Origin of the sequence: Paenibacillus sp. FSL F4-0243 (genome assembly GCF_037963295.1) — a bacterium.
In the GTDB taxonomy this organism is placed as follows: Bacteria; Bacillota; Bacilli; order Paenibacillales; family Paenibacillaceae; genus Paenibacillus_AQ.
Map to the genome: position 1 here is coordinate 4,343,523 of NZ_CP150151.1, position 26,932 is coordinate 4,370,454.

At 44.2% G+C, this 26,932-nt stretch carries 27 protein-coding genes; 1 reads left to right on the forward strand and 26 read right to left on the reverse strand.

Going from position 1 to position 26,932, the window contains the following annotated elements; genetic code table 11:
- Positions 1–22 precede the first annotated feature (22 nt).
- The 17 genes from NSS87_RS19320 to NSS87_RS19400 all read right to left on the reverse strand — a co-directional run bounded on the left by NSS87_RS19320 (position 23) and on the right by NSS87_RS19400 (position 17,829).
- Entirely contained in the window at positions 23–964 is a 942-nt protein-coding gene (locus NSS87_RS19320) for a kinesin (protein WP_339242129.1), read from the reverse strand.
- 18 nt (positions 965–982) lie between these two features.
- Positions 983–1,426 carry a flagellar export protein FliJ gene (gene fliJ / locus NSS87_RS19325; protein WP_339242131.1) on the reverse strand — a complete coding sequence of 148 codons (444 nt, stop codon included), beginning with the start codon at positions 1,424–1,426 and terminating at the stop codon, positions 983–985.
- 9 nt (positions 1,427–1,435) lie between these two features.
- A complete protein-coding gene (fliI, locus tag NSS87_RS19330) occupies positions 1,436–2,761 on the reverse strand; it encodes a flagellar protein export ATPase FliI (protein WP_042128931.1) in 1,326 nt (441 codons plus the stop codon).
- On the reverse strand, positions 2,742–3,590 hold the full coding sequence (locus NSS87_RS19335; RefSeq protein WP_339242134.1) for a FliH/SctL family protein: 849 nt from the start codon (positions 3,588–3,590) through the stop codon (positions 2,742–2,744). The genes fliI and NSS87_RS19335 overlap by 20 nt, the downstream gene beginning before the upstream one ends.
- Positions 3,583–4,599, reverse strand: a complete 1,017-nt coding sequence (gene fliG, locus NSS87_RS19340) for a flagellar motor switch protein FliG (protein WP_042128934.1) — start codon at positions 4,597–4,599, stop codon at positions 3,583–3,585. Before fliG ends, NSS87_RS19335 begins: the two co-directional genes overlap by 8 nt.
- A 4-nt stretch (positions 4,600–4,603) precedes the next feature.
- Complete coding sequence (gene fliF / locus NSS87_RS19345) at positions 4,604–6,190, reverse strand: flagellar basal-body MS-ring/collar protein FliF (protein WP_042189450.1); 1,587 nt, start codon at positions 6,188–6,190, stop codon at positions 4,604–4,606.
- Between the two features lie 35 nt (positions 6,191–6,225).
- A complete protein-coding gene (gene fliE, locus NSS87_RS19350; protein ID WP_042189451.1) occupies positions 6,226–6,537 on the reverse strand; it encodes a flagellar hook-basal body complex protein FliE in 312 nt (103 codons plus the stop codon).
- A 92-nt stretch (positions 6,538–6,629) separates the two neighbouring features.
- Complete coding sequence (flgC, locus tag NSS87_RS19355; protein ID WP_042189452.1) at positions 6,630–7,079, reverse strand: flagellar basal body rod protein FlgC; 450 nt, start codon at positions 7,077–7,079, stop codon at positions 6,630–6,632.
- Between the two features lie 6 nt (positions 7,080–7,085).
- Entirely contained in the window at positions 7,086–7,493 is a 408-nt protein-coding gene (flgB, locus tag NSS87_RS19360; protein WP_076299245.1) for a flagellar basal body rod protein FlgB, read from the reverse strand.
- A gap of 379 nt (positions 7,494–7,872) precedes the next feature.
- The gene (gene hslU, locus NSS87_RS19365; RefSeq protein WP_076299246.1) at positions 7,873–9,273 is read right to left on the reverse strand and encodes an ATP-dependent protease ATPase subunit HslU; all 1,401 of its coding nucleotides are present in this window, start codon (positions 9,271–9,273) and stop codon (positions 7,873–7,875) included.
- Positions 9,274–9,306: 33 nt separating this feature from the next.
- Entirely contained in the window at positions 9,307–9,849 is a 543-nt protein-coding gene (gene hslV / locus NSS87_RS19370) for an ATP-dependent protease subunit HslV (RefSeq protein WP_042189455.1), read from the reverse strand.
- 129 nt (positions 9,850–9,978) lie between these two features.
- Entirely contained in the window at positions 9,979–11,361 is a 1,383-nt protein-coding gene (gene trmFO, locus NSS87_RS19375; protein WP_156113145.1) for an FADH(2)-oxidizing methylenetetrahydrofolate--tRNA-(uracil(54)-C(5))-methyltransferase TrmFO, read from the reverse strand.
- Positions 11,361–13,460: a type I DNA topoisomerase gene (topA, locus tag NSS87_RS19380; protein ID WP_042189457.1), complete on the reverse strand. Its 2,100-nt coding sequence runs from the start codon at positions 13,458–13,460 to the stop codon at positions 11,361–11,363. The genes trmFO and topA overlap by 1 nt, the downstream gene beginning before the upstream one ends.
- A 36-nt stretch (positions 13,461–13,496) precedes the next feature.
- Entirely contained in the window at positions 13,497–14,615 is a 1,119-nt protein-coding gene (gene dprA / locus NSS87_RS19385) for a DNA-processing protein DprA (RefSeq protein ID WP_339242141.1), read from the reverse strand.
- Positions 14,616–14,836: 221 nt separating this feature from the next.
- The gene (gene sucD / locus NSS87_RS19390) at positions 14,837–15,766 is read right to left on the reverse strand and encodes a succinate--CoA ligase subunit alpha (RefSeq protein WP_042128953.1); all 930 of its coding nucleotides are present in this window, start codon (positions 15,764–15,766) and stop codon (positions 14,837–14,839) included.
- Positions 15,767–15,828: 62 nt separating this feature from the next.
- The gene (sucC, locus tag NSS87_RS19395) at positions 15,829–16,989 is read right to left on the reverse strand and encodes an ADP-forming succinate--CoA ligase subunit beta (protein ID WP_042128955.1); all 1,161 of its coding nucleotides are present in this window, start codon (positions 16,987–16,989) and stop codon (positions 15,829–15,831) included.
- Between the two features lie 351 nt (positions 16,990–17,340).
- Positions 17,341–17,829, reverse strand: coding sequence for a MarR family transcriptional regulator (locus tag NSS87_RS19400; protein ID WP_339242144.1), 489 nt, complete (start codon positions 17,827–17,829; stop codon positions 17,341–17,343).
- Positions 17,830–17,972: 143 nt separating this feature from the next.
- Here NSS87_RS19400 and NSS87_RS19405 point away from each other — a divergent pair, with 143 nt between their 5' ends.
- Entirely contained in the window at positions 17,973–18,401 is a 429-nt protein-coding gene (locus tag NSS87_RS19405; RefSeq protein WP_042189459.1) for an organic hydroperoxide resistance protein, read from the forward strand.
- 230 nt (positions 18,402–18,631) lie between these two features.
- Here the strand turns inward: NSS87_RS19405 and NSS87_RS19410 are convergent, their stop codons facing one another.
- The 9 genes from NSS87_RS19410 to lepB form a co-directional block, all read right to left on the reverse strand.
- The gene (locus NSS87_RS19410; RefSeq protein ID WP_339242146.1) at positions 18,632–20,329 is read right to left on the reverse strand and encodes a YifB family Mg chelatase-like AAA ATPase; all 1,698 of its coding nucleotides are present in this window, start codon (positions 20,327–20,329) and stop codon (positions 18,632–18,634) included.
- A gap of 190 nt (positions 20,330–20,519) precedes the next feature.
- Entirely contained in the window at positions 20,520–21,029 is a 510-nt protein-coding gene (locus NSS87_RS19415) for a phosphoesterase (RefSeq protein ID WP_339242148.1), read from the reverse strand.
- Between the two features lie 38 nt (positions 21,030–21,067).
- Positions 21,068–21,481, reverse strand: coding sequence for a hypothetical protein (locus NSS87_RS19420; RefSeq protein WP_156113146.1), 414 nt, complete (start codon positions 21,479–21,481; stop codon positions 21,068–21,070).
- 153 nt (positions 21,482–21,634) lie between these two features.
- A complete protein-coding gene (locus NSS87_RS19425) occupies positions 21,635–22,021 on the reverse strand; it encodes a YraN family protein (protein ID WP_042189462.1) in 387 nt (128 codons plus the stop codon).
- Positions 22,018–22,326: an EscU/YscU/HrcU family type III secretion system export apparatus switch protein gene (locus NSS87_RS19430; RefSeq protein ID WP_042128964.1), complete on the reverse strand. Its 309-nt coding sequence runs from the start codon at positions 22,324–22,326 to the stop codon at positions 22,018–22,020. The genes NSS87_RS19425 and NSS87_RS19430 overlap by 4 nt, the downstream gene beginning before the upstream one ends.
- Positions 22,323–24,479, reverse strand: coding sequence for a DNA ligase (locus NSS87_RS19435; RefSeq protein WP_339242151.1), 2,157 nt, complete (start codon positions 24,477–24,479; stop codon positions 22,323–22,325). Before NSS87_RS19435 ends, NSS87_RS19430 begins: the two co-directional genes overlap by 4 nt.
- Before the next feature lie 72 nt (positions 24,480–24,551).
- Complete coding sequence (locus tag NSS87_RS19440; RefSeq protein WP_042189464.1) at positions 24,552–25,163, reverse strand: ribonuclease HII; 612 nt, start codon at positions 25,161–25,163, stop codon at positions 24,552–24,554.
- A 265-nt stretch (positions 25,164–25,428) separates the two neighbouring features.
- Complete coding sequence (ylqF, locus tag NSS87_RS19445) at positions 25,429–26,289, reverse strand: ribosome biogenesis GTPase YlqF (RefSeq protein WP_042189465.1); 861 nt, start codon at positions 26,287–26,289, stop codon at positions 25,429–25,431.
- A gap of 29 nt (positions 26,290–26,318) precedes the next feature.
- Complete coding sequence (gene lepB / locus NSS87_RS19450) at positions 26,319–26,927, reverse strand: signal peptidase I (RefSeq protein WP_042189466.1); 609 nt, start codon at positions 26,925–26,927, stop codon at positions 26,319–26,321.
- Positions 26,928–26,932 lie beyond the last annotated feature (5 nt).

Here is a 26,932-nt window from a genome sequence, read left to right on the forward strand (position 1 = left end):
ATTTTTCACCTCCTTTCAATATTTATTTAGCACCCATCAAACGGTTAACAATCTTCGCGGTTTGCGCACTATCATTTTTAGTCATTTCCCCCAAAATCGAAGAGCGAACACTATCACTTACGGTATTCATAATCGTTACTACTTTATCAGGGCTAATCTTGTACATTTCTCCTAGTAGAGAAGCTGCATTGGCAGGCGTCATTGAACTAAAGGTTTGGTTCAACTTTTCCTTATCCAGATTTGTACTAGTTTTAGTCGTTTGAGTAGTGCCAGCTTCTTTTTTCAATCTAGATTGAAGAGCAGCAATTGCCATATCACCCGAAGAGGTAGTTTCTTTCAACTTAATCGTCACATCTGCCGCTTTTTGTGGATCCATTTTTTCCAGAATCGCAGTTTTACTCGCTTTATTCATTACGCTGAATATCTGCACCATCTCTTCTGTAGTCAAATTCTCCATAATCGGTGCAGCTTTGGAAGCTTTCATGCCCGCGTACAGCTTCGCCAGATCAGTAACCTGCTTCTGATAAGGATCTTCTGTTTCCTCACTGTTTACTTCAGCAGCTGCAGCAGCTTCCGTCTTCATTCCCTCAATTTGCGACTCTAGCGCCTGAACCTTGGTATCCTGGGCTGTTTTTTCATCTGTGACCTTCTTCAACTCATCTGCCTGCTGGGCAAGCTGAGCTTTGAGCTCCTTAATCGTTGAGTTTGAGCTCACTTCCTGCTTTTTGCTTTCTTCCTTCGGTTTAGAAGGATCTGTTGGCGGATCAGGAACCCATTTTTCCAGAATCGGAATTTTATTCGCAACTTCAAGCACGTTATTACGAATGTCCATATTAAAAAGCGTCAACAGTACTCCAAGCAGTACTAGCGTGAAGATAATCGGTATCATTAGAAATAAGAACCGCTCAAATTTCCCCGCTGACCCTTCATTTTCAAGTTCCATGTCATTATCAATTTTAGCCACTAGCGGAAACCTCCCGGGTTAGAGGGATTTCATCGCGAAGCGGACGGTTGCCATCTCATCCAGTTCGTTTTGTTCCCGTAAAATCATACTTTGCTGAAACTGTGTCTCAGCCTTATCTTTTGCCTTTAACCATACTTTTTCATCTAATACCTTTGTGCTTAACTGATCTTGCTTCTTCAAGACTTCCTGATGTGCACTCCTAACGTCCGTATGTTTACGGGCAATGCATATATCCAGGTATTCTACATATTCTTGCATTTCACGAATCTTCGCCATAGGTGCCTTTTGTTCTGCGGCATTTTGTAAAGATAACATAATAGCGCTCCGCTGAAAGGTGAGTTCATCCAGGCTTCTTTCTTGTGCCTGCAATTCTCCAAGCGCGCTTGAGAGCATCCATTCTGCCTGTGTCTTCTCATTGCCCTTCAAGTCAACGACTTTTTGAAAAGTATAATGAAATCTCATGATACTGAATCAACTCCTCGAGAAGTGTGAAATTAAAGACTGTTGAACTTCAGCCAGCGTAACTTTTTCATTCACTCTTTGTTTGGTGAATTCCCATATACTGTCTATATACTCCATCGACTCATCGATTTGAGCATTGGAGCCTCTCTGATACGCTCCGATATTAATTAAATCTTCTGAATCCTTGTACACGGCCATTAGTCGCTTAACATTCTCTGCAGCAGCGATCTGTTCTTCTGGCGCAATATCCTTCATTACACGACTAATGCTGGAAAGCACATCTATTGCTGGAAAATGTCCTTTATTCGCAATACTTCGGTTAAGGACGATATGTCCATCGAGTATTCCTCTCACTGCATCAGCGATCGGCTCATTCATGTCATCACCATCAACCAATACAGTGTAAAAAGCTGTGATAGAGCCTGTAGGACCAGTTCCGGCGCGTTCTAGTAGTTTAGGTAAGCTTGCAAATACAGATGGTGTGTAACCTCTCATAGCTGGTGGTTCTCCGACTGCAAGTCCAACTTCACGTTGAGCCATAGCATAACGAGTGACCGAATCCATCATCAGCATCACATTAAGTCCACGATCCCGAAAATACTCAGCAATCGTAGTAGCAATAAGTGCTCCCTTAATTCGAATTAATGCAGGCTGATCAGATGTAGCGACAATAACAACTGACCTCTGCAAACCCTCAGGTCCCAAATCGCGTTCGATGAAATCCAGTACTTCCCTGCCACGTTCCCCAATCAGAGCGATAACATTAACATCTGCTGATGTATTACGTGCAATCATTCCCATGAGCGTACTTTTGCCAACCCCTGAACCAGCGAAAATCCCCACCCGCTGACCTTTACCAATTGTTAGCAAACCATCTATCGCTCTTACACCGATGCTAATAGGTTCTTGCACTCGTGGTCTATTGAGTGGATTGGACGGAATGTTAAAGGTCGAACTATGTGGCATTCGAGCTGGGATCAGGGAACCATCAAGCGGTTGCCCTAGACCATCCAGTACCTTACCGAGCAATTCTGAACCCACCTGAACACTAAGCGGCTTACCTGTTCCCACTACATCACAACCAGGTCCAATGGCCTGCAGTTCTCCAAGTGGCATTAATAGCACCTTGTTGTCACGGAAACCAACGACTTCAGCTTGCAGCGGCTTATTTCCTTTAGAAGGATAGATATAGCACACATCACCAATGCTAGCATCAGGTCCTTCCGATTCAACCATAAGACCGATAACCTGCGTCACTTTCCCATTGATCCTCACCGGATCGAGATTACGAAGTTGCTCCTTATAACGGTTACTATCAAGCATCTTCTTCCCCATTTCTCTGCTCATCGGTGTCCAGCGCGATTCTAACCAGCTCTTTCTTGATTTCTGCAAGCTGAGTATCAATTCGGGCATCTATGCTGCCAAAGGAGGAGCGGATTACACAACCTTGATCTTTCACAGTCGAGTCAGGCAAGATCTGTAGTTCAGCCTGCGAGTCAACCGCTAATGACAATTCTTCCCTTGCTGCGTTTACGAAAGCGAACTGCGCAGGTGATACACACAGTGAAATCAGCCCCTGCTCACGTTTACGAGCTAGATTCTTCCGAATCAAATCCATTGCAAACTGCGGCTCAACCGTTAACTGTCTGTCCACAATTTTCTCCGCAATATCACAGCTTAGCTCAACCAAGAAAGGTTCAGCTTCCTGAATAATGACATCCCTTGCCTTATAGGCTTCAGTTAAAACAGCACGAGCTTCTTCCATCATCGCTGCAATTTTGAGCTTCATCTCTTGCTCAGCTTGAGAAACACCTTCTTGATACCCTAGCTGATAAGCCTCGGCTTTGACGGCCTCAACTAGATGTTCATCCTGCTCACGCCGCTCTTTCCACCACTCTTCAGCCTCCGCTTTTGAGGATTCAACAATCTGTTCCGCTTCAAGAGAGGCATTCCGTACTTGCTCTTCAGCAAATTCTTGGGCGTCTTTAAGCATTTGCTTACGTGCCACTTCAGCCTCTTCACGAGCGGGATCATGATAGTGAGTCTCGCTTACAGTCTCCTCTGGAACGGGCTCCTCAGTTAGGCCCGCATAGTGCCGGGCCTGCTCCAATCTTTTCAGTACATCAACTGGAACATACTGAGAATGCTTAATCAGCTTAGACAATGATGTCATCTCCTCCGCCACGAGCGATGATAATTTCTCCAGACTCTTCGAGTCTGCGGATCGTACCTACAATACGCGTTTGCGCTTCTTCTACATCACGCAACCGCACAGGACCCATGTACTCCATTTCTTCTCGGAATGTCTCTGCCATACGTTTTGACATATTCCGGAAAATAACATCTCGTACTTCTTCGCTTGCAACCTTAAGGGCAAGCTGCAGGTCCGCATTATCAATATCACGAATAATACGCTGAATCGAACGGTTATCCACATTGACAATATCCTCGAATACGAACATCCGCTTCTTGATTTCCTCGGCGAGCTCTGGATCTTGAATTTCGAGAGAATCCAGAATTGTGCGCTCTGTCCCACGGTCAACACCATTCAAGATTTGTACGATTGATTCGATACCGCCAGCATTTGTATAATCCTGAGTTACTGTAGCAGAAAGCTTCTGCTCTAGCACTCGTTCAATTTGTGTAATGACCTCCGGAGAGGTGCTGTCCATTACAGCAATTCTTCTAGCCACCTCCGCCTGCTTCTCTTGAGGTAATGAGGAGAGAATAGCTGCGGCTTGTTCGAATTGCAGATAAGACAATACAAGTGCGATAGTCTGGACATTCTCATTCTGAATAAAGTTCAAAATCTGGTTTGGATCAGCCTTGCGTGCAAAATCGAAAGGTCTTACCTGCAAAGTCGCAGTCAGACGGTTAATGACCTCCATTGCTTTTGCGGAACCAAGTGCTTTCTCCAGAATCTCTTTGGCGTAGTTAATACCGCCTTGTGATATATATTCCTGGGCGAGGCATATCTGATGGAACTCAGACATGATCGACTCTTTTTCACTGCTGTCCACTTTACGGACATTGGCAATTTCAAGAGTTAATTGTTCAATCTCCTCGTCTCTTAAATGTTTGAATATTTGCGCCGATACCTCGGGCCCTAGTGTGATAAGCAGGATCGCGGCCTTTTGACGGCCACTAAGCCCCTGCTGACTAGCCTTTGCCATTAGTTCACCTCTGTTCGTCTGCAAGCCATGTACGCAGCAGATTTACGAATTCGTCTGGCTTTTTCTTAGCCAAACTTTCCAATTGCTTACGAACTTGACTGTCATTCGTCACACTTTCCAAATTAATAGATGGAAATTCGGTAGGAACCTGCAATGGAATGTCTTCATCTTCCTCTTCCACAGTCTTCTTACGACTCCGATAGATTAGATATCCTCCACCTGCTCCAACCAGCAATGCAGCTGCTCCGATAGCCCATAACATCCATGTGGCAAGACCACCTGGTGTTGTATTAGCAGCGGTTCCGCCAAATTGTTGAGAATACACCGAAACCTTTTTGGTTAAATCAGCGTCTGTATATGTAGTACCTGAATCTGCGAGCGAAGCACGAACAATATTTACCAAAATGTTTTGAATTGCTGCTGATGTAGCAGCGTCCAAAGTATTTTGTCCTGTAGGTGGTTCAACTGCAACATTTATGGTTAAATCTTTAACAGTAAAGGGACTTGCGATAACATCCTTTGTAATTCGGTTTACTTCATAGTTCCTCGTTTCAGAAGATTCTTCCGAAGTAGAAGTATCCGTACCGGCTTGTGAAGGATAGCCCGCTACATCTTGTGAACCAGTGCCTGCCACTCCACCAGTTGTATTTCCTTGACCCGAATACGAATTACTAATGATTTGTGAACTGATCTCAATCCCCTTCATGTTCTCTGTATCCACAGGGGTTACGAGATTCTCCTTCCGGTTTTCCTTGTCAAAGTTCAGCTTCGAAAATACAAGAACATCAACTTTATCTGGACCCGTAAGAGTGCTAAGGAATTGTTTCACATCTTTCTTTACTTCTTCTTCGAATTTCTTCTGAAGAGCGAAGTTCTCTTCGACTTGGCTGGAAACTCCAGCTTGTCCACCTTTGGCCGTAGGCATTAACTCGACTTCATTATTAGCAATCGTAATGTTATCGATTGGTAGATTTGGAACAGCCGTCTTTACAAGGTTAAAGTACCCATCAATATTATCTTGAGTGGGTCTGAATCCCGGATTAAATGAAAGCACAACGGATGCAGATGCTTGCTCTTGGTCAGCCTGGGAAGCAAAAACTGTTTCTTTAGGCAGATTAATCAGCACTTTAGCATCCTTAATTCCTTGCATACGTCTCATTAACTGTTCTACTTCACCGTTTAATGCATTATTATACTTCACATTAAACTCACTATCTGTCGTCCCTATCATTGACGAATTTTCATTAAAGACCTTATAACCGATAGAGCCCCCCTGAACAATCCCCTGAGAACCGATATCCACCTTTATACGAGCCGCTTCTGTGCTTGGCACGGAGATGCTCTTTCCATCTTGGCTTAATCGGTATGAAACACCTGCTGTATCCAAGTAGTTCATTACTCCAGCTGAATCTGTGCTGTCCAAATCTTGAAACGCTACTTCATATTCTGTCTTTGAAAGCTGCATGGTTAATACTACGATTATTATTAGAATGATAAACAATGTAGAAAAGAATAAAATCTTCTGTTTACCACTAAATCTGTTCCAATACAGGGTCACCTTCTCCCGATATTGGGCAAATCTTTCATTCACAGTGTCACCCCATCCGGAACTAAGCTAGGAATTAATTAAATTTGAGTTCTCATAATTTCTTGATAGGCTTCTATCACTTTGTTCCGGACTTGTGTAGTCAACTGCAAACTCAGTAAAGCCTGTTGGGAAGAAATCATCACCTCGTCTATGTTCACTTCTCCCAATACAAATTTATTACTCATATCCTTTGCTTGTTGTTCCTGATCTGCTACTTTAGTGAGTGCATTCTCAAGATAAGAACCAAAGCTCTCCATGGCATTAGCAGGAGTGGATGAAACTTCGGTAGATGTTGGTTTCATGGCAAGCTGCTGTACAGCTTGAACCCCATTAGTGATATTCTGTATCAACTGTTTCCCTCCTAAAAGTTTTGTAAGCATATGCTTCCTAGATTCACTTCGTACAAAACTCACTGTGGAAGCGTTCCTTGTGTTAATTACGTTTAGCGCCCAATTTCGAGTGCTTTACTTACCATAGCTTTAGATGCATTCAGCATCGTGACATTGGCTTCATAAGAACGTGATGCAGATAACATATCTACCATTTCTTTGGTAATATCTACGTTTGGCATATAGACATAACCTTCGGCATCCGCATCAGGATGGCTTGGGTTGTAAACTGGCTTTAACGGTGAAGTATCTTCTATAATGGACTGCACCTTTACACCTTCACTACTACTACCGTTCAATTTCGAATTTAGTATATTCGAGAACTTATTGCTTTCGGTAGCTTCCATAACAACAAGTTTTCGACGGTAAGGAACGGCTTTGCCATCAACGACCGATGCTCTTGTAGTTTCCGCATTGGCCACGTTGGAGGAAATCACGTCCATCCGCAATCGTTGAGCTGTTAATGCTGATGCACTTATCCCAAAACTACTCCCAAAGTTCATGCAATCTTATCCTCCTTGAATTACAGCTCGCATCATCGAAATTTGACTGTTGATCTGCTCGACATAAGAACTATACCTGAGTTGGTTCTCAGCACTTAACGCCATTTCTCGTTCTACATCCACATTGTTGTCGTTATTATTCATCGAGGTAGTTTCATCCGTACTAACGACAGCTGCTGGTACAATTCTATTACTACCAAATTGAAAATGTCGGGAGTCCGTTACCTTCGCGTTAAGTGTAGGTTTTATTCCACTTTCTTGTTGCTGAAGGAAACTTTCGAATGAAACATCAGAACGTTTGAAATTTGGCGTATCTTCGTTAGCCACATTATTCGCTAGAACATTTTGTCGTTTGTAGGCAGCATCAATGCCTCCCTGCAATCGTTGAAAACTGACACTATTCAGCAATCCCAAGATAATTCCTCCTTTCAAAGCTATCATAATGAAATGAATTCCACAACTTTCCTTAAAAAACCTGCTTGATTTCGACAAATAAAGTATAAAAGTCCTCTATTTATCAGTTTCTACGTCGAACCTTGTCGCAAAGTATAACTAATTAGTATTTTCACATACATTGATTTTCATTTAATTTGTATATTATTACAATAAGAAATAAGCCCTATCTTTTTAGAAAAGACAGGGCTTTTAGCACTTTATTGCTATTTTATTCCTTTTTTAACTCAAAATTATCTTTTTAATTGCATCTTTTTACATTTTTTTACCTATTAATGACACTAAATTGTAATTTTCTAATTCAATATGCCCAAATCCAAAAGAATAAGAATTTGTCGCATTAAAGAATATACTGACTTAGATCACGATCCTGCGCAATACTTGCCAATTTCTCACGCACATACTCTGGTGTAATAACCATAGTGTCCAGCGTCAGCTCAGGTGCTTCAAAAGAAAGATCCTCCAATAACTTCTCCAAAATCGTATGAAGACGTCGAGCACCTATGTTCTCCATATTTTGATTCACTGAAGCAGCTATTTTGGCAATTTCATAAATAGCATCTTTCTGGAACTCCACTTCAATGTCCTCGGTTTTTAACAAATTAACATATTGTTTCGTCAAAGCGTTCTCTGGCTCTGTTAAGATGGAAACAAAATCCTCCAGTGTCAGACTGCTTAGTTCTACGCGAATCGGAAAACGCCCCTGAAGCTCTGGAATCAGATCAGAAGGTTTAGCAACATGAAAAGCCCCGGCAGCCATGAAGAGCACGTAGTCCGTCTTCACAGGACCGTATTTTGTCATGATTGTAGAACCCTCTACAATTGGAAGGATATCTCTTTGCACACCTTCACGTGATACATCAGGGCCCGAACCCTTTCCTTGACTTGCAACCTTATCAATCTCATCGATAAAAATAATACCCGATTGTTCAGCGCGTGTCACAGATTCCTGAATGACATCATCCATATCAATCAGTTTGGTTGCTTCATCTTGAATTAGCACTTTACGAGCCTCACGGATAGGAAGCTTGCGCTTCTTCGTCCGCTTCGGAAGCAAGCTACCAAACATTTCTTGCATATTCATCCCCATCTGGTCGTTCCCTTGCCCTGCAAACATATCCAGCATAGATGGCGCTGTATCCTCAACATCTATTTCAATGATATCTTCTTCCAATTGACCAGCAAGCAGCTTAAATCTAACCCCGCGACGGCGTTCGCTTAAGCTTCCATCTGGTTCGGAATCTTCTTTAGAATCCTCTTGTGAAGAGTTCCCGCCAAAAATCATCTCAAAAGGATTCTTCTGAGATTTATTTTTTGAAGACGAAGGCACTAATATAGAGACAATCCGCTCATTAGCCAGTTCTTCTGCACGGTCTTTCACTTTTTCCGTACGCTCTAGCTTCACCATACGAATAGAGGTCTCAACTAAATCACGCACCATAGACTCCACATCTCGCCCTACATAACCCACCTCAGTGAATTTGGTTGCCTCCACTTTGATGAACGGAGCATTAACGAGCTTAGCTAGACGCCGAGCAATCTCAGTTTTCCCTACACCAGTAGGTCCGATCATCAAGATGTTCTTAGGAACAACTTCATCACGCAGTTCCTCAGCCAGCAGACTGCGCCGATAACGATTACGAAGGGCAACAGCTACCGATTTCTTAGCTTGTTTCTGACCTACAATATATTTATCCAATTCAGCTACGATTTGACGGGGTGTTAGCGATTGATTCACCATCGTGAATTCCTCCTTGTCTCTATGGCACTGAGCCTATAATTGCTCAACAATAATATTGGAGTTAGTATACACACATATTTCTGATGCAATCTGAAGAGCTTCACGAGCGATATCCGCAGCAGCAAGATTTGGAGCATGACGTTTGAGCGCGCGACCGGAAGCAAGTGCAAAGTTACCACCGGAACCAATAGCGAGCACATCATCATCTGGCTCGATAATTTCACCATTTCCGGAGATCAAGAGCATTCCTTCCTTGTCCATAACAATCATCAATGCCTCAAGTTTTCGAAGAATACGATCTTGACGCCAGTCTTTCGCCAATTCTACGGCTGCCCGTTGCAGGTTTCCATGATGCTCCTCCAACTTGCCTTCGAATTTTTCGAACAAAGTGATAGCATCGGCCACAGATCCTGCAAACCCTGCTATTACTTGTCCTCTGTATAAGCGACGAACTTTTCTGGCCGTCGTCTTCATAATTACACTCTCTCCGAATGTAACCTGACCATCACCTGCTATAGCTGCCTGTCCGTTATGTCTTACAGCACAAATTGTAGTCGCATGAAAGCTGGGTACCATGATTGTAGTTACCTCCTTAAGATGGGCTTTGTTCAAAAATAAGAAGTATACGTTTCACGTTATACATTATCCTTATATTTCTCACTTAAACGCTAACGCTTATCATCCTTATAAGGACGCCCAAGGCGCTTATTCTTGGTTATCGATAGCCTCCGGCTCTTTATAAGCAAGGCCCGTACGATTGGCGTACTCGGCAAGACTGTCTAGTGCACGATGCGCTAAAATCTCATTCTTTTCTTTCTTATTACGGATTTTCTTCTCCACCTTCGGCAGAAGACCAAAATTGGCATTCATAGGCTGAAAATGCTCCGGATCAGCGGAAGTGATATAAGCAGGCATACTACCAAGCACCGTGTCTTGTGGGAAGATCAGTCCTTCTTGACCAAGTGCGGCTCTAGCAGCGTTAATGCCGGCAATCAGACCTGAAGCTGCTGATTCCACATAACCTTCCACGCCAGTCATCTGTCCAGCAAAGTACAGCCTTTCTTTACCCTTCATTTGATAAGTAGGATGCAAGAGTTTAGGAGAATTAATAAAGGTATTTCTGTGCATTACCCCATACCGAACGTATTCAGCGTTCTCAAGACCTGGAATCAGCGAGAATACCCGCTTCTGTTCGCCCCATTTCAAGTGCGTTTGAAAGCCCACCAGATTGTAAAGCGTTCCAGCAGCGTTATCCTGACGAAGCTGCACTACCGCGTAAGGTAGCTTACCTGTGTGCGGATTGATAAGCCCAACAGGCTTCATCGGACCAAACAATGCAGTTTGCTTACCGCGCTTCATCATGATTTCGATAGGCATACAGCCCTCAAAGTATATCTCTTTCTCAAAATCCTTGAGTGCCGCCGTCTCTGCAGAAATCAACGCGTCATAAAACACGTCAAACTCCTCTTCAGTCATAGGACAGTTCAAATATGCTGCTTCCCCTTTGTCATAACGGGAAGCCAGATACACTTTATTCATATCAATACTGTCCTTCTCAACAATCGGTGCTGCAGCATCATAAAAATAGAAATACTCTTCACCTAATAGACCCTTAATTTCAGCAGATAATGCAGGGGAAGTTAGTGGACCCGTTGCAATAACCACAATCCCTTCCTCCGGTATATGCGTAAGTTCTTCATTTATGACTTCCACAAGCGGATGATTATGCAATGTACTCGTAATTTCTCCCGAGAAACCATCCCGATCCACGGCAAGTGCACCGCCAGCAGGTACAGCGTGGCGATCAGCCGCACCTAATACAAGAGAGTTTAAACGTCGCATTTCTTCCTTTAATACACCCACCGCATTGCCTAAACCATTTGCACGCAAGGAGTTGCTGCATACTAGTTCTGCGAATTGATTGGTGTGGTGTGCTGGCGTCTTCACCACTGGTCTCATTTCATACAATCTTACCGGTACGCCTTGAGAGGCTATTTGCCAGGCTGCTTCACTTCCTGCGAGACCTGCTCCAATTACTGTTACCTTTGCTGTATCTGTCACTGTCTTATTTCCTCCTGTAGAGACTATTATTCTGCTAACTCTTCTTCGTTGTCTAAAACTGCCTCTGTATGGTCACAAGACGTACATTGCAGTTTGGTGCCTTGCTTATTGCGTTTCTCAATCATCCAAGCCCCGCAAGATGGACATGGTTTAGTGGATGGTCTATCCCAAGAGACGAAATCACACCCTGGATATTGATCGCAGCCATAAAAGACACGCCCTTTTTTGCTTCGACGCTCTACAACTTTTCCTTCATTACATTTAGGGCAAGTTACACCAATATCTTTGATAATCGGCTTCGTATTTCGGCAATCTGGAAAGCCAGAACATGCTAGAAACTTCCCAAAGCGTCCTAATTTATATACAAGTGGTTTACCACATTTCTCGCAGATCTCATCAGAGACTTCATCTTCAATCTCAATTTCTTTCATTTCTTCTTCGGCAAACACTAAGCGCTTCTCGAAAGACTCGTAAAATTCGGCAAGAACCTTCACCCAATCTTCTGAGCCTTCTTCCACATGGTCAAGATCGCCTTCCATATTAGCCGTAAACTCTACGTTCAATATTTCCGGGAAAAATTGTTCCATCTGCTCGATGACAAGTTCTCCAAGCTCTGTAGGCATGAATTTTTTCTCTTCAATCGCTACATAACCACGCTTCTGAATCGTTTCAAGCGTTGGTGCATACGTACTTGGGCGTCCTATCCCTAATTCCTCAAGTGTCTTTACAAGCCTTGCTTCTGTATATCGCGGTGGTGGCTGTGTAAAATGCTGCTTCGGCTCGATCTCTTGCTTATTTAAAGCATCTCCCGCTTCAAGAGGCGGTAAATACTTATCTTCATCTGTAGTTCCATCATCGTTACCTTCCACGTAAACCTTCATGAACCCTGGGAATGAAACCTTCGAACCCACCGCTCTGAATGTGGCTGTACCTGCTTCTATATCAACCGAGAGTGTATCAAGAAGAGCAGACGCCATTTGACTGGATACGAACCGCTCCCACACCAGCTTGTAAAGACGGAATTGATCCCGGCTTAAGAACTCTTTGACCATTTCCGGTTCACGAAGTGCTGAAGTTGGTCGGATCGCTTCATGCGCTTCTTGCGCTCCAGCCGCTTTCTTTGAATACTGGCGAGGGGCTTCAGGTAAGAACTTTTCACCATACTTAGCAGTAATCAGCTCTTTAGCCTCATCCTGTGCAGTGACAGATAAACGTGTCGAGTCCGTACGCATATAGGTGATCAAACCTACGGTTCCCTCTTTGCCTAGTTCCACACCTTCGTATAATTGCTGGGCAACAGACATTGTCTTAGCTGCACGGAATCCAAGCTTACGAGCTGCTTCCTGTTGAAGGGAACTTGTTGTAAAAGGAGCCGAAGGATGCCGTTGTCTTTCCTTCTCCTTCACATTACTAACCTTAAAAGCTGCGTTCTTGATTGCCTCAAGGACCTCTTGAACATCGCTTTCCTGATTAAGTTCCTTCTTCACACCATTCAGCTTATGAAACTTAGCTTCAAAGACAGAATCTCGAATCCCAAGTTTAGCTGTAATACTCCAATATTCAGTAGGTACAAAAGCGGAGATTTCATTCTCACGATCCATTATGATCTTTACAGCTACAGATTGAACACGTCCAGCAGATAACCCTTTTTTGACTTTCTTCCATAATAGAGGGCTAATCTTGTAACCTACTAGCCGATCCAGTATACGTCTTGCCTGCTGTGCATTCACAAGATCCATGTTAATCTTGCGTGGCGTCTTAAAAGCATCCTTCACCGCTTGTTTGGTGATCTCATTAAATACAACTCGGCATTCCTGTGTATTATCTAAATCCAGGGCATGTGCCAAGTGCCAAGCAATTGCTTCTCCTTCGCGATCGGGGTCAGCTGCGAGATAGACTTTTTTCACTTTTTTACTAGCGTCTTTCAATTCCTTCAATATAGAACCTTTACCACGAATCGTAATATATTTGGGATTGAAATCATTCTCCACCTCAACACCAATTTGACTCTTCGGTAGATCTCTGATGTGTCCCATAGATGCCTTTACAATATACTTACTACCTAGATATTTGCCAATTGTCTTCGCTTTCGCGGGCGATTCGACAATAACCAATGCATCTGCCATAGACTCTTCCTCCTCGTTAACACTCGTACCTCTATATTAAATTACCTTATAAATAGCTCCTGGTAATTGTGCTACCGCTTTTTTTATGATTAAAGATAACAGAACTGAATGCAAATGTCCAAAATCCCATCCTGTCCTCACAAGCAGATCGTCCAAAATAAAGGGGCCTTGATGCAGTATATGGTATAGGTGTAACTCCTCATTTGTCAATTTCTTTTCAATTAACAAATCATCAGCCACCTGTTTAGAGGGACCGCTTTCACCCGTTTTTGAGAGGTTTGTCGGGAGAAAAGAAGTGTATTCTTCTAAAATATCTAGTGCACCGGTTACCAGCTTTGCCCCCTGTTTAATCAGATCAAGAGCACCTCTACTTTTTGGAGATGTAATAGGTCCAGGGACAGCAAAAACATCCCGTCCTGCCTCCAAGGCAGCATCTGCAGTAATGAGTGATCCACTTTTACTATCCGCCTCTACGACCACTGTCCCGTATGTGAGACCTGCAATAATTCGATTGCGCTGCGGAAATAACCCTGGATGACTTTTGGTTCCAAGGGGATACTCTGTTAGCACTAACCCATCACGGGAAATCAATCGTTCAAGCTCCTTATTCTCAGGCGGGTAGACCCGATCAAGTCCTGTAGCCACTACCGCTATTGTGCCTCCACCGCTTCTTAGCGCAGCTTCATGGCAAACGCTATCAATCCCCCTAGCTAATCCGCTAACCACTGTTAGACCTGCTTCACTAAGCTCTTTCGTGAGGATCTCTCCTACCTTCCGTCCATAAGCTGTTGGCACACGAGTACCGACCATCGCTACACTGGGTGTCGATAACAGATCCAAACGCCCACGATAATAAAGAATCCATGGTGGCTGAGCTGTCTCCTTCAATAAATGGGGATAGTCTGCATCAAAAATCGTAACCATGTTCACAGCACTTTCTTCCATTAGTAAGCGGCGGTTTGCTATCCACTCCAACGTATATATAGAAGCAAGTTGAATCGACACTTTCTCGCTCAATCCAACCTTTTCCCAGTCTTCTGAGCTACAAGAAAATGCTTTTTCTGACAAAAGCCCAGCTCTGCGAATTTTGTCGATAGTTTTCCAGCCAATGCCTTCCACTTCATTAAAGCCGAATAGTAGTTCCCGTTCTTCCATATCATTTTTCGCTCCTTAACATGGAAGGCCTAGCCTTCCCTATTTTGTGTTACACATCATGAAAACGCAAGTATTTCTTTAAATTCAATAAATTTCTATTTAAAATAAAAAAAGCAACCTTTCATCCCTAAATAGGAACAAAAGGTTGCTTACCTCTTTAATTAATTATACACGAAATAACCTCACTACGTGGAGTGATTTCTCTGTCTTAACTACACTAATTAGTGCGATGTAAAAGCATTGAGAATACCGCGCTCTTCAAGCACACTTACGAGTGTTGAACCCATTTCAGCAGGTGTAGGGGCTACCTTGATTCCGCAAGCTTCCAGTACGGCAATTTTTTCGCTTGCTGTACCTTTCCCTCCAGAAATGATAGCACCAGCATGCCCCATACGCTTGCCTGGAGGTGCAGTTGCGCCTCCAATGAAGCCTACAACTGGCTTGGTCATGTGTTCACGAATCCACTCTGCTGCTTCTTCCTCTGCAGTTCCACCGATCTCTCCGATCATAATAACTGCCTTCGTACCTGGATCTTCATTAAACAGCTTCAAAATATCAATAAACTCAGAGCCTTTAACCGGGTCTCCGCCAATACCTACAGCCGAAGATTGCCCAATTCCACGCGTGGTCAGCTGATGAACCGCCTCATAGGTTAGCGTTCCGCTACGCGAGACCACTCCTACATAACCAGGCATATGAATATAGCCAGGCATGATTCCAATCTTACACTCTCCAGGAGTGATAACACCCGGACAGTTTGGACCGATCAACACTGTAGAACGACCTTCCATATAACGTGAGACTTTTACCATATCAAGCACTGGAATACCTTCGGTAATACAGATAACCAAATCCAACTCTGCATCTACAGCCTCCATGATGGAGTCTGCTGCGAATGCTGGCGGTACATAAATCACACTAGCAGTTGCACCAGTAGCTGCCTTAGCAGCTGCGACTGTATCAAATACCGGAAGACTAACTTCACTGCCATTTTCAAGGGTGATATTAACTGTCGTTCCACCTTTACCCGGCGTTACCCCTCCAACCATCTGAGTTCCATAATCAAGCGCACCCTTAGTATGGAACAAGCCCGTTGCTCCCGTAATACCTTGCGTGATAACTTTCGTATTTTTATCTACAAGAATGCTCATGCCTTAAGTCACATCCCTACTTATATTGTCAAATACGATAACTGGCTTCAACTTGCGAGCCATTATTGCACAAGAGATACAATCTTACGGGCACCGTCCGCCATAGAATCAGCAGCTACAATGTTAAGTCCCGATCCTGCCAAGATTTGCTTACCCAATCCAACATTTGTTCCTTCAAGACGAACAACAAGCGGTTTAGTCAATCCCAATTGACTTGCCGCTTCCACAACACCGTTAGCAATAACGTCACAGCGCATAATACCGCCGAAAATATTAACGAAAATTCCATTTACCTTTTCATCCGATAGAATGATTTTAAAGGCTTCTGTAACTTTCTCGGTAGTTGCACCGCCCCCTACATCAAGGAAGTTGGCGGGTTCGCCTCCGTAATATTTAATTATATCCATTGTTGCCATCGCTAGGCCTGCACCGTTCACCATACAACCAATATTGCCATCAAGTGCAATATAGCTCAGGTCATACTTAGAGGCTTCGATTTCTTTCAAATCTTCTTCATCTAGATCCCGAAGCTCTTGAATATCTTTGTGGCGGAACAAGGCATTGGGGTCAAAATTCAATTTAGCATCTAGAGCCATCACATTCCCATCCGCAGTAACTACCAATGGGTTAATTTCGGCAATAGAGCAATCTTTATCCACAAAAGCTAGATATAGCGCTTGCATGAATTTAACAGTCTTGCCTACCAGTTCATTAGGAATAGAGATGCTGTAAGCTAATTTACGAGCTTGGAAAGTCTGCAAACCTACTGCCGGATCAATGATTTCTTTGAAAATCTTCTCCGGATGTGTAGCTGCAACCTCTTCAATCTCTGTGCCACCTTCTTCAGATGCCATCATAACCACTCGGCCAGTTCCTCTATCAACAACGATACCAATGTAATACTCTTTAACAATTTGACAGCCCTCTTCAATGAGCAGCCGTTTTACTACCTTACCCTCCGGACCAGTCTGGTGAGTAACTAAAGTCTTACCGAGAATTTCGGTTGCGTAAGTACGCACTTCATCGATATTCTTAGCAACCTTTACACCTCCAGCTTTACCTCGTCCACCTGCATGAATCTGAGCTTTAACTACAACAACCGGTGTACTCAGTGACTCTGCGGCTTCTACCGCTTCCTCCACTGTATAAGCTACTTTTCCATTCGGTACGGCCACACCGTACTTCTTAAGCACTTCTTTTCCCTGATACTCGTGGATATTCATAGCGGTAGCCTCCTAAAGTAGCGTGGTGACTTAACAGGCAGCCTGTTGTCATCTCGCTTTCCGTTTTGATTGCCGCGGGGTTAGGGATAGGCTGATGCTAAACATGCAGCACTATTCCGGAACCAACAGAAACTGCTCTACCACTCGTAAAAGAATGGCCTTATTTCTGTGAGAGACATTGAGTAAATCTATAAGACTAAGCTTATACTTACCTATATGCCATATAAAGGAACCCAGAATAGTGTAACATGTTTTTAAAACGCTTTCCTTAAATATATTCATGATTTGTACACATTTTTTCGCTTGATTTCATGCCGGAATGCGAACGATCGCACAGACTCCTGATTATACTTACTTTTTACTATCTTGAGTGTTCGCCTCATGAACACGATTTAACAAGCTTTTGAACTGCTCGAGCAGCTCTACAGTCTCATCGCCGGACATAGTCGTTTCTTCCATCATTTTCCCGGGAATACAAGCTGCGTTGCTTTGAAGTGCCCAGCCCTGTTCCGTTAGTGAAATCAGAACTTTTCGCTCATCTTGTGTCGAACGTTCACGCACGATCAACCCTGCAGCTTGTAGGCGTTTTAAAAGAGGTGTCAGCGTACCCGAATCCAAAAATAGCGCCTCACCAATTTCTTTAACCGTACATTGCTGCCGTTCCCATAACACAAGCATTACCAAATATTGCGAGTATGTTAAACCGATCTTATCCAAATAAGGTTGATACAGCTTTGTCATCTCACGAGAGCAAGCATAAATCGTAAAACAGAGTTGATTCTCAATCAGCAGCTCAGGTGTAGTCGTCATCTTTTGCATATCTTCTTCATTCATTTTCATATCTTATTCACCTGCCTTATACCCTTATTTTATCATAATTCACTCATAACATCATGTTAATAGCAAAAAATTAATTTGACATTATAGTTAATTGTGATAAATTAGATTGTACACAAACTAATTAGGAATTGGAGAGATACACAATGATGACGATCCAGCAAAAAATGTATGAAACCACTGTTAAAGCCGTAGGAGGAAGAAACGGTTTTATCGAATCAGAAAGCCCTAAGCTCAATCTTACAATCAGCACACCACGCGAAATGGGAGGTGCCGGTGGCGAAGGTACAAATCCTGAGCAATTATTTGCAGCTGGTTATTCCGCTTGTTTCGATAGTGCACTGAACATGGTTGCCCGACTCGGAAAAGTGAAAATTGAAGGTAGCGAAGTAACGGCCACAGTCAGCTTTGGTAAAGTTGAAGATGGAGGTTTTGGCATAGCGGTTAAGCTTGATGTGCTAGTTAAAGGCGTTGACAGAGAAACCGCAACCTCTTTAGTAGAGGCTGCTCATGGCGCTTGTCCATACTCCCGCGCAACCCGCGGCAATATCGCTGTAGAATTGAATGTACTGTAAGGAAATACAGAGAAATATTTTCTCAAACGAAGCCCTAACGGACACAGATGATTTTAAATTCAATTAGTGTCTCTGAAGTCCGAAAACACGCTCCAAAAGCTAAAAATGGCCATATCATGTCTTTCGGGTCCATAAGGTTCCAGAGACGTTAACAATTTTGCGGAGTGAAACTAATAACCCAAAAATAGAGCAGCAATTCGCCAATAACGGGAATCGCTGCTCTATTTAGCTTATTCTTCTGTCATCGCCTGCCGGTCTAAATTACGGTATTGCACAGCCTCCGCAAGATGCGCGGAAGTAATATCCGGTGCGCCTTCCAGATCAGCTATTGTACGGGATAGCTTAATAATTCGATCATGCGCTCGCATGCTCAAACCTAAATTTTCCAGAATGTCATACAGCAATTGGGCACCTTCACGGCTAAGACTTGCATATCTCCGAAGGGAAGCGCCGGAAAGTTCACTATTCCAAGAAATAGGCAAACGCTTAAACCGTTTAGCTTGTATCGTCTGTGCCGCCATCACCTCTGCATACATCTCAGCCGAAGATAGAACATGCCCTTGACGATCCCATTCCTTCGGGCGAGGAACATCCACCTGTAAATCAATACGATCCAATAAGGGTCCTGATATCTTTGCGCGATATTGAGCAATCCTGGCGGGGCTGCATGTACAATGTTGTTGAGAAAGATTACTCCCAAAATAACCGCAGCTACAGGGATTCATCGATGCGGCCAGCATGAATTTTGCAGGATAGGTAAAAGAAGCTCGAGCACGACTTATGGTAACAACCCCGTCTTCGAGCGGCTGGCGTAACACTTCAAGTACATTCCGAGAGAATTCGGGCAACTCATCTAAAAAAAGAATCCCTCGATGCGCAAGACTAACTTCTCCCGGCTTTGGAATGCCTCCACCCCCAATAAGGCCTGCGGCCGATATGGTATGATGCGGAGAGCGAAAAGGACGACTACGCAGTAAGCCGTTGTGGGCATCTTTTAAAGTTCCTGCTGCGCTAAAAATTTTGGTCACCTCTAGTGCCTCACTCTCAGACAATTTCGGAAGGATGCTTGGAAGGCGTTTAATCAGCATTGTCTTCCCTGTACCAGGTGGACCGATGAGTAGTATATTATGCATGCCCGCTGCCGCAATGGTTAGGGCTCTTTTTACATGTTGTTGCCCTAGCACATCACTGTAATCATCCATCATCTCGTTCATTCCATATGAGGAGTCGTCAGAAGTACGGTAAACTGGGGTATATTTAAGATGTTCCAAAGATAAGACTAGAACCGGAGGTCGGTCATTAGCATCTATCCCCTTGGTCACAGTTACAGGAAAAGGAAGAGATGATAAAGAAGGCATATCTTCGGAAACTCCCCCATTCCTTTGGTTCAGTGCGTCTTCACCTTTTGCTGAATTGGACGGTGATTCTTCCGGGTTCGGTAATGTGCATAAATGGTCGATTGCGTATATATTTATACCACTGATCAAAGCTGCCTCAGCAGCATTCCCTTCAGGAAGCAGTACAGCCTTAAATCCATTTTTGCGCGCTGCTTCCACCATTGGTAGAACACCTGATACTGGACGCAGACTACCATCAAGCGCAAGCTCTCCAATAAAAAGCACCTCATTGGCTGAGGGCATTATCAGTTGACCACTAGTTATCAGTATCCCCAGAGCAATCGCAAGGTCAAAGGCAGAGCCTTCTTTTCGTAAGTCGGCTGGTGCTAGATTTATCGTAATGCGCTGCTGGGGATAACGATAACCACAGTTCTTAATAGCGGCTCTTACTCGTTCTACTGCCTCACGAATCGCAGAATCAGGCAGACCAATGATATTCGTCTGTGGCAATCCATTCGCAAGATCAATTTCTACACCTATCATTACCCCTTCAATTCCATACAGACATGCACTATGCATTTTTCCATACATAAAAACACCTCATCTCCTGAAATACACCCCTGTTTGGGTGTCACATCTTCAAGAAAAAAGGTGCTTCCTTATTTTCCGGTAATAAATTTGCTATTATATCTCATTATATATAGGGAATCTTTGCGTAATCAAGAATTATTAATAAACATCAAATTGCATAAATACGCATAAATAATTCCATAGACCCACATTAACCTTCTTCACTAACTATGACAGAGTCCCTAATCTGTTCAAAAGTCAACGGTTTATAGTTCCAATGCTCTACACAAATGTTAAAATAATTGTTCCCTTCATATTTTTGGCCGTGAATATGACCATGCACATTTACGTAAGGCATATGTTTATTCATATACATAGGCTCATGAGAGAGAAAAAAGAAATCCTTATAAATGAGCGGATATTCACTAACCTCGTCAAAGCCTGCTTCAAGCCACCAATCCCGACCCCGTCCCCGATCATGATTGCCGAGAATTAGAATCTTATAGCCATGTAACCTCTCCACAATAGCATGTGTCGCTTCCTTATTAAGAAACGAAAAGTCTCCCAAATGAAACACTTTATCATCCGGATTTACGACCGAATTCCAACTTTCAATCATGGCTTCATTCATTTGCCCCACATCTATAAAGGGTCTGGATTCAAAATCAATAATCAACTTATGTCCAAAATGATGGTCGGATGTAAAAAAAACGTTAGCCATGTTCACCCTTCTTTCTTTTTTGATCATAGTTTGTATGATTATCTCCAGTCACGCCGCTTATGTGGTCGTTTTTTATTATCGCTCTGGATCAGTTCAGCTAGAGGGGGAGTCTCTTCATTCTCAATGAGCCAGCCACGCATCTCTTTAATCGCTTCCACCTGTCCATTTCCTTTATCACGCCATGTAAGAAGCTCTATGACTTTTATAACAAGCGCTAAGAGACTGCTATTGCTGTTTTGTGATTTATCAGCACGGATTTTTTGAAATAGCGCCTCATTTTTCCAATCGATTAATATTTCCTCAGCTATAGTGGGCCGCATAACCGTGAAGTTCTTATTGCAATTTGCACAACAGACAACGGATACTGGCTCTGCGGTAAATTTCACTTCAATCTTCTGCTGGCAATATTGGCAAGCAAAACTAACCTGCATTTCAAAAGGTTTATTCTTCACTTAAACAGCCCTCCTCATGATGACATTAAAAAGTTACTCTAATGTTTACCCATTTCTTTTGAGAAATGACCCACTGTGCGGAGGCTATGTAAAGACTTTTTTCATAAGAATGCTAGTGCCCATAATGAATGGCGTGAGAATATGGGGTGCAGCTTAAAAAGCCTCACGTATATGCCCCAAAGAAGCAATGCTTAAATCTTCATTCAGTAAAATGCTAATGACGTCAAAAGTTACTCTTCGATCATCATAACCTTTCATATGCAAATAAACCTGTGCTGTATTTCGCACTTGATGTATTTTTCGTGTATTCACAGATTCCTCTGGAGTCCCTTGATATAGCTCTCCACTACGACTGCGAACTTCAACAATAATAATACAGCCTTCGTTCTCCGCAATAATATCAAGTTCTCCGGTTCGACAACGCCAATTTCGTTCTAAGATCTTGTACCCACAAGTAGATAAGTACTGCACAGCCCCGTCTTCAGCAGCGGCTCCCTTCTGTTTGCGGTTGTAGCGTTCTCTTGTGTATGGCTCTTTCATTCCGGTCTCCGTTCACCGGCGGAACGGTCGCTCTGATACACAAAGCTGAGGATTTCAGCCACTAGCTGATAAAGTTCAGATGGAATCTGTTGATCTAGATCGAGCTTTGAAAGAACTTCTACGAGAGCTGCGTCCTCTTGGACAGCAACCCCACTCTCTTTAGCTTTTTGCAGAATCAGATCCGCTATCGCCCCTTGTCCTTTGGCAACAACGACAGGTGCCTCGCTTTGTCCTGGGCTATATTTGAGAGCGACCGCTTTTTTGAGCCCTTGTGAAATTGGAGGTACAGGCTCATTCTCGTTCATATACGGTAATCCACTCCTTTATAAGCATCAGGAACATAATCAACAAGCTTACTATGGGGATTGGCAAGTTCTGTAGATAGCTTTAGTTCTGGTAAAGGTTCAGTTCTTAATCCCGACAACTGATAACCAATAGATTCTACTGCCGTTTTAATGTCATCACGCCGTTGTTCCAGCAGCTCAAGCACCCAAGGATGATCATTATGCAGCTTAAGACTAACGATTCGATCAACAACCTGCACATCAACCAGCGTCTGGCCGAGCTGCTTCATATCCAAATCAAACCAGAGCCTGCAATTGGCAGCATCTAATTCACCCTTGCGTCCCCGACGCGACTGAATATGAACGGAAGCTGTCTCCTGCCCATCTGGACCTTGCAGCGGCAAGAACAAAGTTACTTGCGCGAAAGGAGCCGTTCGATCTGTATTGAGCAGCAGCTGTTGTCCTGTCAGCTGCTGCACTAGTCCGCTCGCGGCTTCTTTTACCGCGGGCGGCACCTCGCTGCTGCTCATGATCTGCAGCAGCACGCCCTTCAAGGTGTCGGTGGCTTGTTCGCCTCCGACACCCGCACTGCCAAGCGCGGCCGTACCTGCCGCCGCGCGGGCCGTCTCAGCGGCGGCTACTGCGCCGCCGCGCACCGCCTGCTGCTCGTGCTCCGCACCGAGCAGCTTCAGCACCCGCCCCACCCACGACTCCGCGTCCGCGGGTGGGGCGGTGTCCGGCTGCACCGGCGAAGCCGGCGCAGCCGGGGCCTCCCCGCGCGGCGCAGCAGCCGCGGGGGCAGGACTTTCTCCCGCCGTGTCAGCGGGCGGGAGCATGGCGAGCTGCGGCAAGCTGCCGCGCAGCTCGTTGAGCACGCCCTGCAGCTTCGCAAGCAGGGCGGCACCACTTGCTGCGTGGGGCGCCGCACCAGCAGCAGTTCCTTCGGCGCTCACACTCGCGCCACCCGGCATAGCCCCGCTCTTATCCATCGAGGCAGCCCGACTCTTATCTGCCTGTATAGCACTATCCAATGCCCCATCCTTATTCAAATTCAAGGCATTACCTTGAATCTCAACTTCACTGGAACGGATAGGATTATTCACCGCACTATCAGCTTGAGCGCTTAACGCAATATTTAGAGCGCCGGATGTCATGGCAGGTGTTGATTTACCAGCCATAGGCTCTGTAACAATACCACTCTTCGAGATCTGAGCTCCTTCACCTGTCTCATCAACTACAACTGGCTTGCCAGTTTCAATCCCCGTTTCATTATCAGAAGCTATATTAAGAGTCACCTTGACTGGCGTACCTTGTTCAACCGGTTTCAGAGCACCTTCAGCTGCTCCTTCCGAAAGAGCGGTACTTCCGCTAGCGATAGTGCCTTCAGCAGTTTTAGTTGTAGCTTGTCCATTTCCTTTAGCTGCCAATTGTACAGAGTCAGCTTCTGTAGCGTCACCCTCTACAACACCCATATTATTTCCACTTCCAGCACCTGCAGTTACCGAAGGTTCGAGTTTTCCAGTAATTGTACCCATTCCAGCTTTAGATTCTGCGGTTATTGTTTCTTCATTAGCAATTTGTCCTGCCCATATTGTAATTTGATCTTCCAGTGCTGATAAAAGCTGATGCAGCTGTGGGCCAAATACAGCCTGCTGCAATCCTTTCACACTCTCAGCTGTAACGGGTAGTCCCCGCTTTACAGAAATGACAGCTGCATCAAGCCACTCTGAAGCAGGCACACCAGCTGGTTTTGCACTCATTACCGCATCCAGCAAAGCCGCTGTCTCTTTTGTAAGTGGAACGCCTCCTGCTTGCATCGCTAGTACGATTTCTCGACCTGCTTTGGAATCAGCTAATCCTAGCGACTCCAAAGCCTCACCCATGCTTTGGGGAGTGACTAACGCCGTTTCACCGAGGGAGACCGGCTTCAATACGGGTAATCCGCCTTCTCCGGGTGATCCAACCTGTAAATTCAAGGTTTCTCCAGGCAGTAGTGGTGTTTCTAATTCTGCACGAACAGGTGTACCTTGGATTTGCACAACCGCTTCTTTGCCTGAATCCGATACAGAGAGGACAACACCACGAACAACTTGCCCTTCTTTTAACTCTAAAGACTTCGCCGCACCCGGTTTTTGATCTCCAAGCAATCCACGGATCAATGTTCCGATATTCATACCGTTTCTCCTCCCTCCATTTTCTCTCTTCTTACTATATCGGTATTCATCCTACTTTTTTAAGCATTGCTTCTAGAATAACGTTTGCTGCTCCGCGAGAATCCGCCCAATAAAACTGCGCCGATGCATAGGTGTTGGACCTAGAGCCGTAATTTGTTCCCGGTGAAGCTTGGTCGCGTAACCTTTATGTATCGCAATCCCATAATCAGGGTATAATTCCTCCCACAGACCTTCACACAACCTGTCTCGTGTCACTTTAGCGATAATTGAAGCTGCTGCAATGGACTGACTATTAGCATCTCCTTTAATAATTGCCTGTTGTGGCAAAGGGAGGTCTACCTTTTCAGCATCGATCAGCATATAGTCAGGAGTGTGCTCTAGACTCTCAACCGCCTTTTTCATGGCCAGGCGTGAAGCTTGCTTAATATTAATCTCATCAATGACAGTAGAGTCTACATACCCCACACCCACGGCCAGCGCTTGCTCCATTATAATCTCGTATAAAGCATCTCTCTTTTTAGCTGTAAGTTTTTTGGAATCATTCACTCCATCAATAATAAGCCCCTCTGGCAAAATCACCGCTGCTGCGACGACGTCCCCAAACAAGCAACCTCTTCCTACTTCATCTACGCCTGCTATTCGGCGATAAGACTGTTCCCAGCCTTCTTTTTCATAGGCCAACATATCTAACGAACTCACTAATTTGTCACCGCCAATTATGAATTATTCTATGATCTATATAAGTCAGCTTATCATAGTAAAGCTTACATGGTCATCTTAAAATAGACGTTCCAATTTAATCCATTCCCATAAAATATCCCTAACAAGTGGGGCTTAGCTTGAGGTGTACTCAGGCACTTTGTCGAGGACCCAAAACATAAAAAAAGAGCCTCCGAAATTTCGGATGGCTCTTCCATACCTAGTCCATTAAACGCAGAATTCACACTATTTAAGGCGTTTCCAGCGTAAAGCGTCCAAGCTTACCTGCCCGTAGCTCATGCAACAAGGCCCGTGAAGCTTTTTCCAGATCTACACGTCCACCGCTGATTAGACAACCGCGTTTACGACCCACGGCTTCCATAACAGCCACGATCTCATCTGGATTCTCCAGATCCTCAGGAAGCTTCTCAATGCCAAAGCGTTCTTGAAATCTAGAGCCGTAGTCCTTCACCAAATATTTCACTGCATAAAAGGCGATGTCCTCAATATTCAGGATTTCTTCCTTTATTGCACCCGTTACCGCTAGGCGATAACCTACTTCTTGGTCCTCAAATCTCGGCCATAAAATACCTGGGGTATCCAGAAGCTCCAAGTTGCCGCCTGTCTTAATCCACTGTTGACCCTTGGTTACCCCTGGTCGGTCACCAGTAGCAGCAATACTCTTACCAGCCATCCGGTTAATGAGTGTTGATTTACCGACGTTAGGAATACCAACGATCAATGCACGCATCGCTCGCGGATTCATTCCTTTTGCAATCTGCCGGTCAATCTTCTCTTTTAGCAGCAGCTTGACTTGCTCTGGAATATCCTTTACACCTGTTCCAGTAGATGCATCAACAGGATAAGCAACATGCCCTTGTGCCTTGAAGTACGCCAGCCACTTCCGTGTAATTTCTGGATCTGCCAGATCCGCTTTGTTCAAAATAATCAATCTTGGCTTGTCCCGCAAAATATCGTCAATCATCGGATTGCGGCTGGAAAGCGGCAGACGGGAATCGAGCAATTCTATTACAACATCAATCAGCTTCAGCTTATCCTCGATTTGCCGCCTAGCCTTCGTCATATGACCAGGAAACCATTGAATGGCCATTGCCGTCACCTCCTTTGACTTCTGTCAACTTAATGGTTAATCAGTGAAATATCCTTTATCGGCCAGAAGATTAAATCTGCACGGCCTACAATATCCCCCAGAGGTACATAACCGATCATTCGGCTATCCGTACTATCCGAGCGATTATCCCCCATAACGAACACATGTCCTTCAGGTACAGTACCATCTGGGAACTCTTCATTAGGGAAATCTTTATTATTATACAGAGCGTTGATACTATGCTTTGCATCAATTGCATCTTGGATATAGGTCTCATTAACAACTTCCCCGTTAACTGTAACTACATCCCCTTCTACTTTCACAGTATCTCCAGCGACACCGATTACACGTTTAATAAAATCTCTACCCTCAGATGGCACGTGGAATACTATAACCTCGCCCCGCTGCGGAGATCTAATATCGTACAAAATCTCATTTACGATAACACGTTCACCAGTATGGAAATTAGGCTGCATGGAAGGTCCATCTACAATAAAAGGCTTGAACAAAAGCCAGCGAATCAGAAAAACCAACACTAAAGCAATCGCAATGGCCTTGACCCATTCCAAGACTTCATTTTTAGGTTTACGTGGGTTCTGCGCGCTTGATTCCAAAGTTTCACTTTGTTCCTGCTGCATAGTTC

Bases quoted from the DNA above. Each gene is read 5' to 3' on its own strand.
- fliJ (WP_339242131.1), bottom strand. From the start codon at position 1,426: ATGAGATTTCATTATACTTTTCAAAAAGTCGTTGACTTGAAGGGCAAT.
- fliI (WP_042128931.1), bottom strand. From the start codon at position 2,761: ATGGGGAAGAAGATGCTTGATAGTAACCGTTATAAGGAGCAACTTCGT.
- fliG (WP_042128934.1), bottom strand. From the start codon at position 4,599: ATGGCAAAGGCTAGTCAGCAGGGGCTTAGTGGCCGTCAAAAGGCCGCG.
- flgC (WP_042189452.1), bottom strand. From the start codon at position 7,079: ATGAACTTTGGGAGTAGTTTTGGGATAAGTGCATCAGCATTAACAGCT.
- hslU (WP_076299246.1), bottom strand. From the start codon at position 9,273: ATGGTGAATCAATCGCTAACACCCCGTCAAATCGTAGCTGAATTGGAT.
- hslV (WP_042189455.1), bottom strand. From the start codon at position 9,849: ATGGTACCCAGCTTTCATGCGACTACAATTTGTGCTGTAAGACATAAC.
- topA (WP_042189457.1), bottom strand. From the start codon at position 13,460: ATGGCAGATGCATTGGTTATTGTCGAATCGCCCGCGAAAGCGAAGACA.
- dprA (WP_339242141.1), bottom strand. From the start codon at position 14,615: ATGGAAGAACGGGAACTACTATTCGGCTTTAATGAAGTGGAAGGCATT.
- sucD (WP_042128953.1), bottom strand. From the start codon at position 15,766: ATGAGCATTCTTGTAGATAAAAATACGAAAGTTATCACGCAAGGTATT.
- sucC (WP_042128955.1), bottom strand. From the start codon at position 16,989: ATGAATATCCACGAGTATCAGGGAAAAGAAGTGCTTAAGAAGTACGGT.
- NSS87_RS19400 (WP_339242144.1), bottom strand. From the start codon at position 17,829: ATGAAAATGAATGAAGAAGATATGCAAAAGATGACGACTACACCTGAG.
- NSS87_RS19405 (WP_042189459.1), top strand. From the start codon at position 17,973: ATGATGACGATCCAGCAAAAAATGTATGAAACCACTGTTAAAGCCGTA.
- NSS87_RS19410 (WP_339242146.1), bottom strand. From the start codon at position 20,329: ATGTATGGAAAAATGCATAGTGCATGTCTGTATGGAATTGAAGGGGTA.
- NSS87_RS19415 (WP_339242148.1), bottom strand. From the start codon at position 21,029: ATGGCTAACGTTTTTTTTACATCCGACCATCATTTTGGACATAAGTTG.
- NSS87_RS19425 (WP_042189462.1), bottom strand. From the start codon at position 22,021: ATGAAAGAGCCATACACAAGAGAACGCTACAACCGCAAACAGAAGGGA.
- NSS87_RS19430 (WP_042128964.1), bottom strand. From the start codon at position 22,326: ATGAACGAGAATGAGCCTGTACCTCCAATTTCACAAGGGCTCAAAAAA.
- NSS87_RS19435 (WP_339242151.1), bottom strand. From the start codon at position 24,479: ATGAATATCGGAACATTGATCCGTGGATTGCTTGGAGATCAAAAACCG.
- NSS87_RS19440 (WP_042189464.1), bottom strand. From the start codon at position 25,163: ATGTTGGCCTATGAAAAAGAAGGCTGGGAACAGTCTTATCGCCGAATA.
- ylqF (WP_042189465.1), bottom strand. From the start codon at position 26,289: ATGGCCATTCAATGGTTTCCTGGTCATATGACGAAGGCTAGGCGGCAA.
- lepB (WP_042189466.1), bottom strand. From the start codon at position 26,927: ATGCAGCAGGAACAAAGTGAAACTTTGGAATCAAGCGCGCAGAACCCA.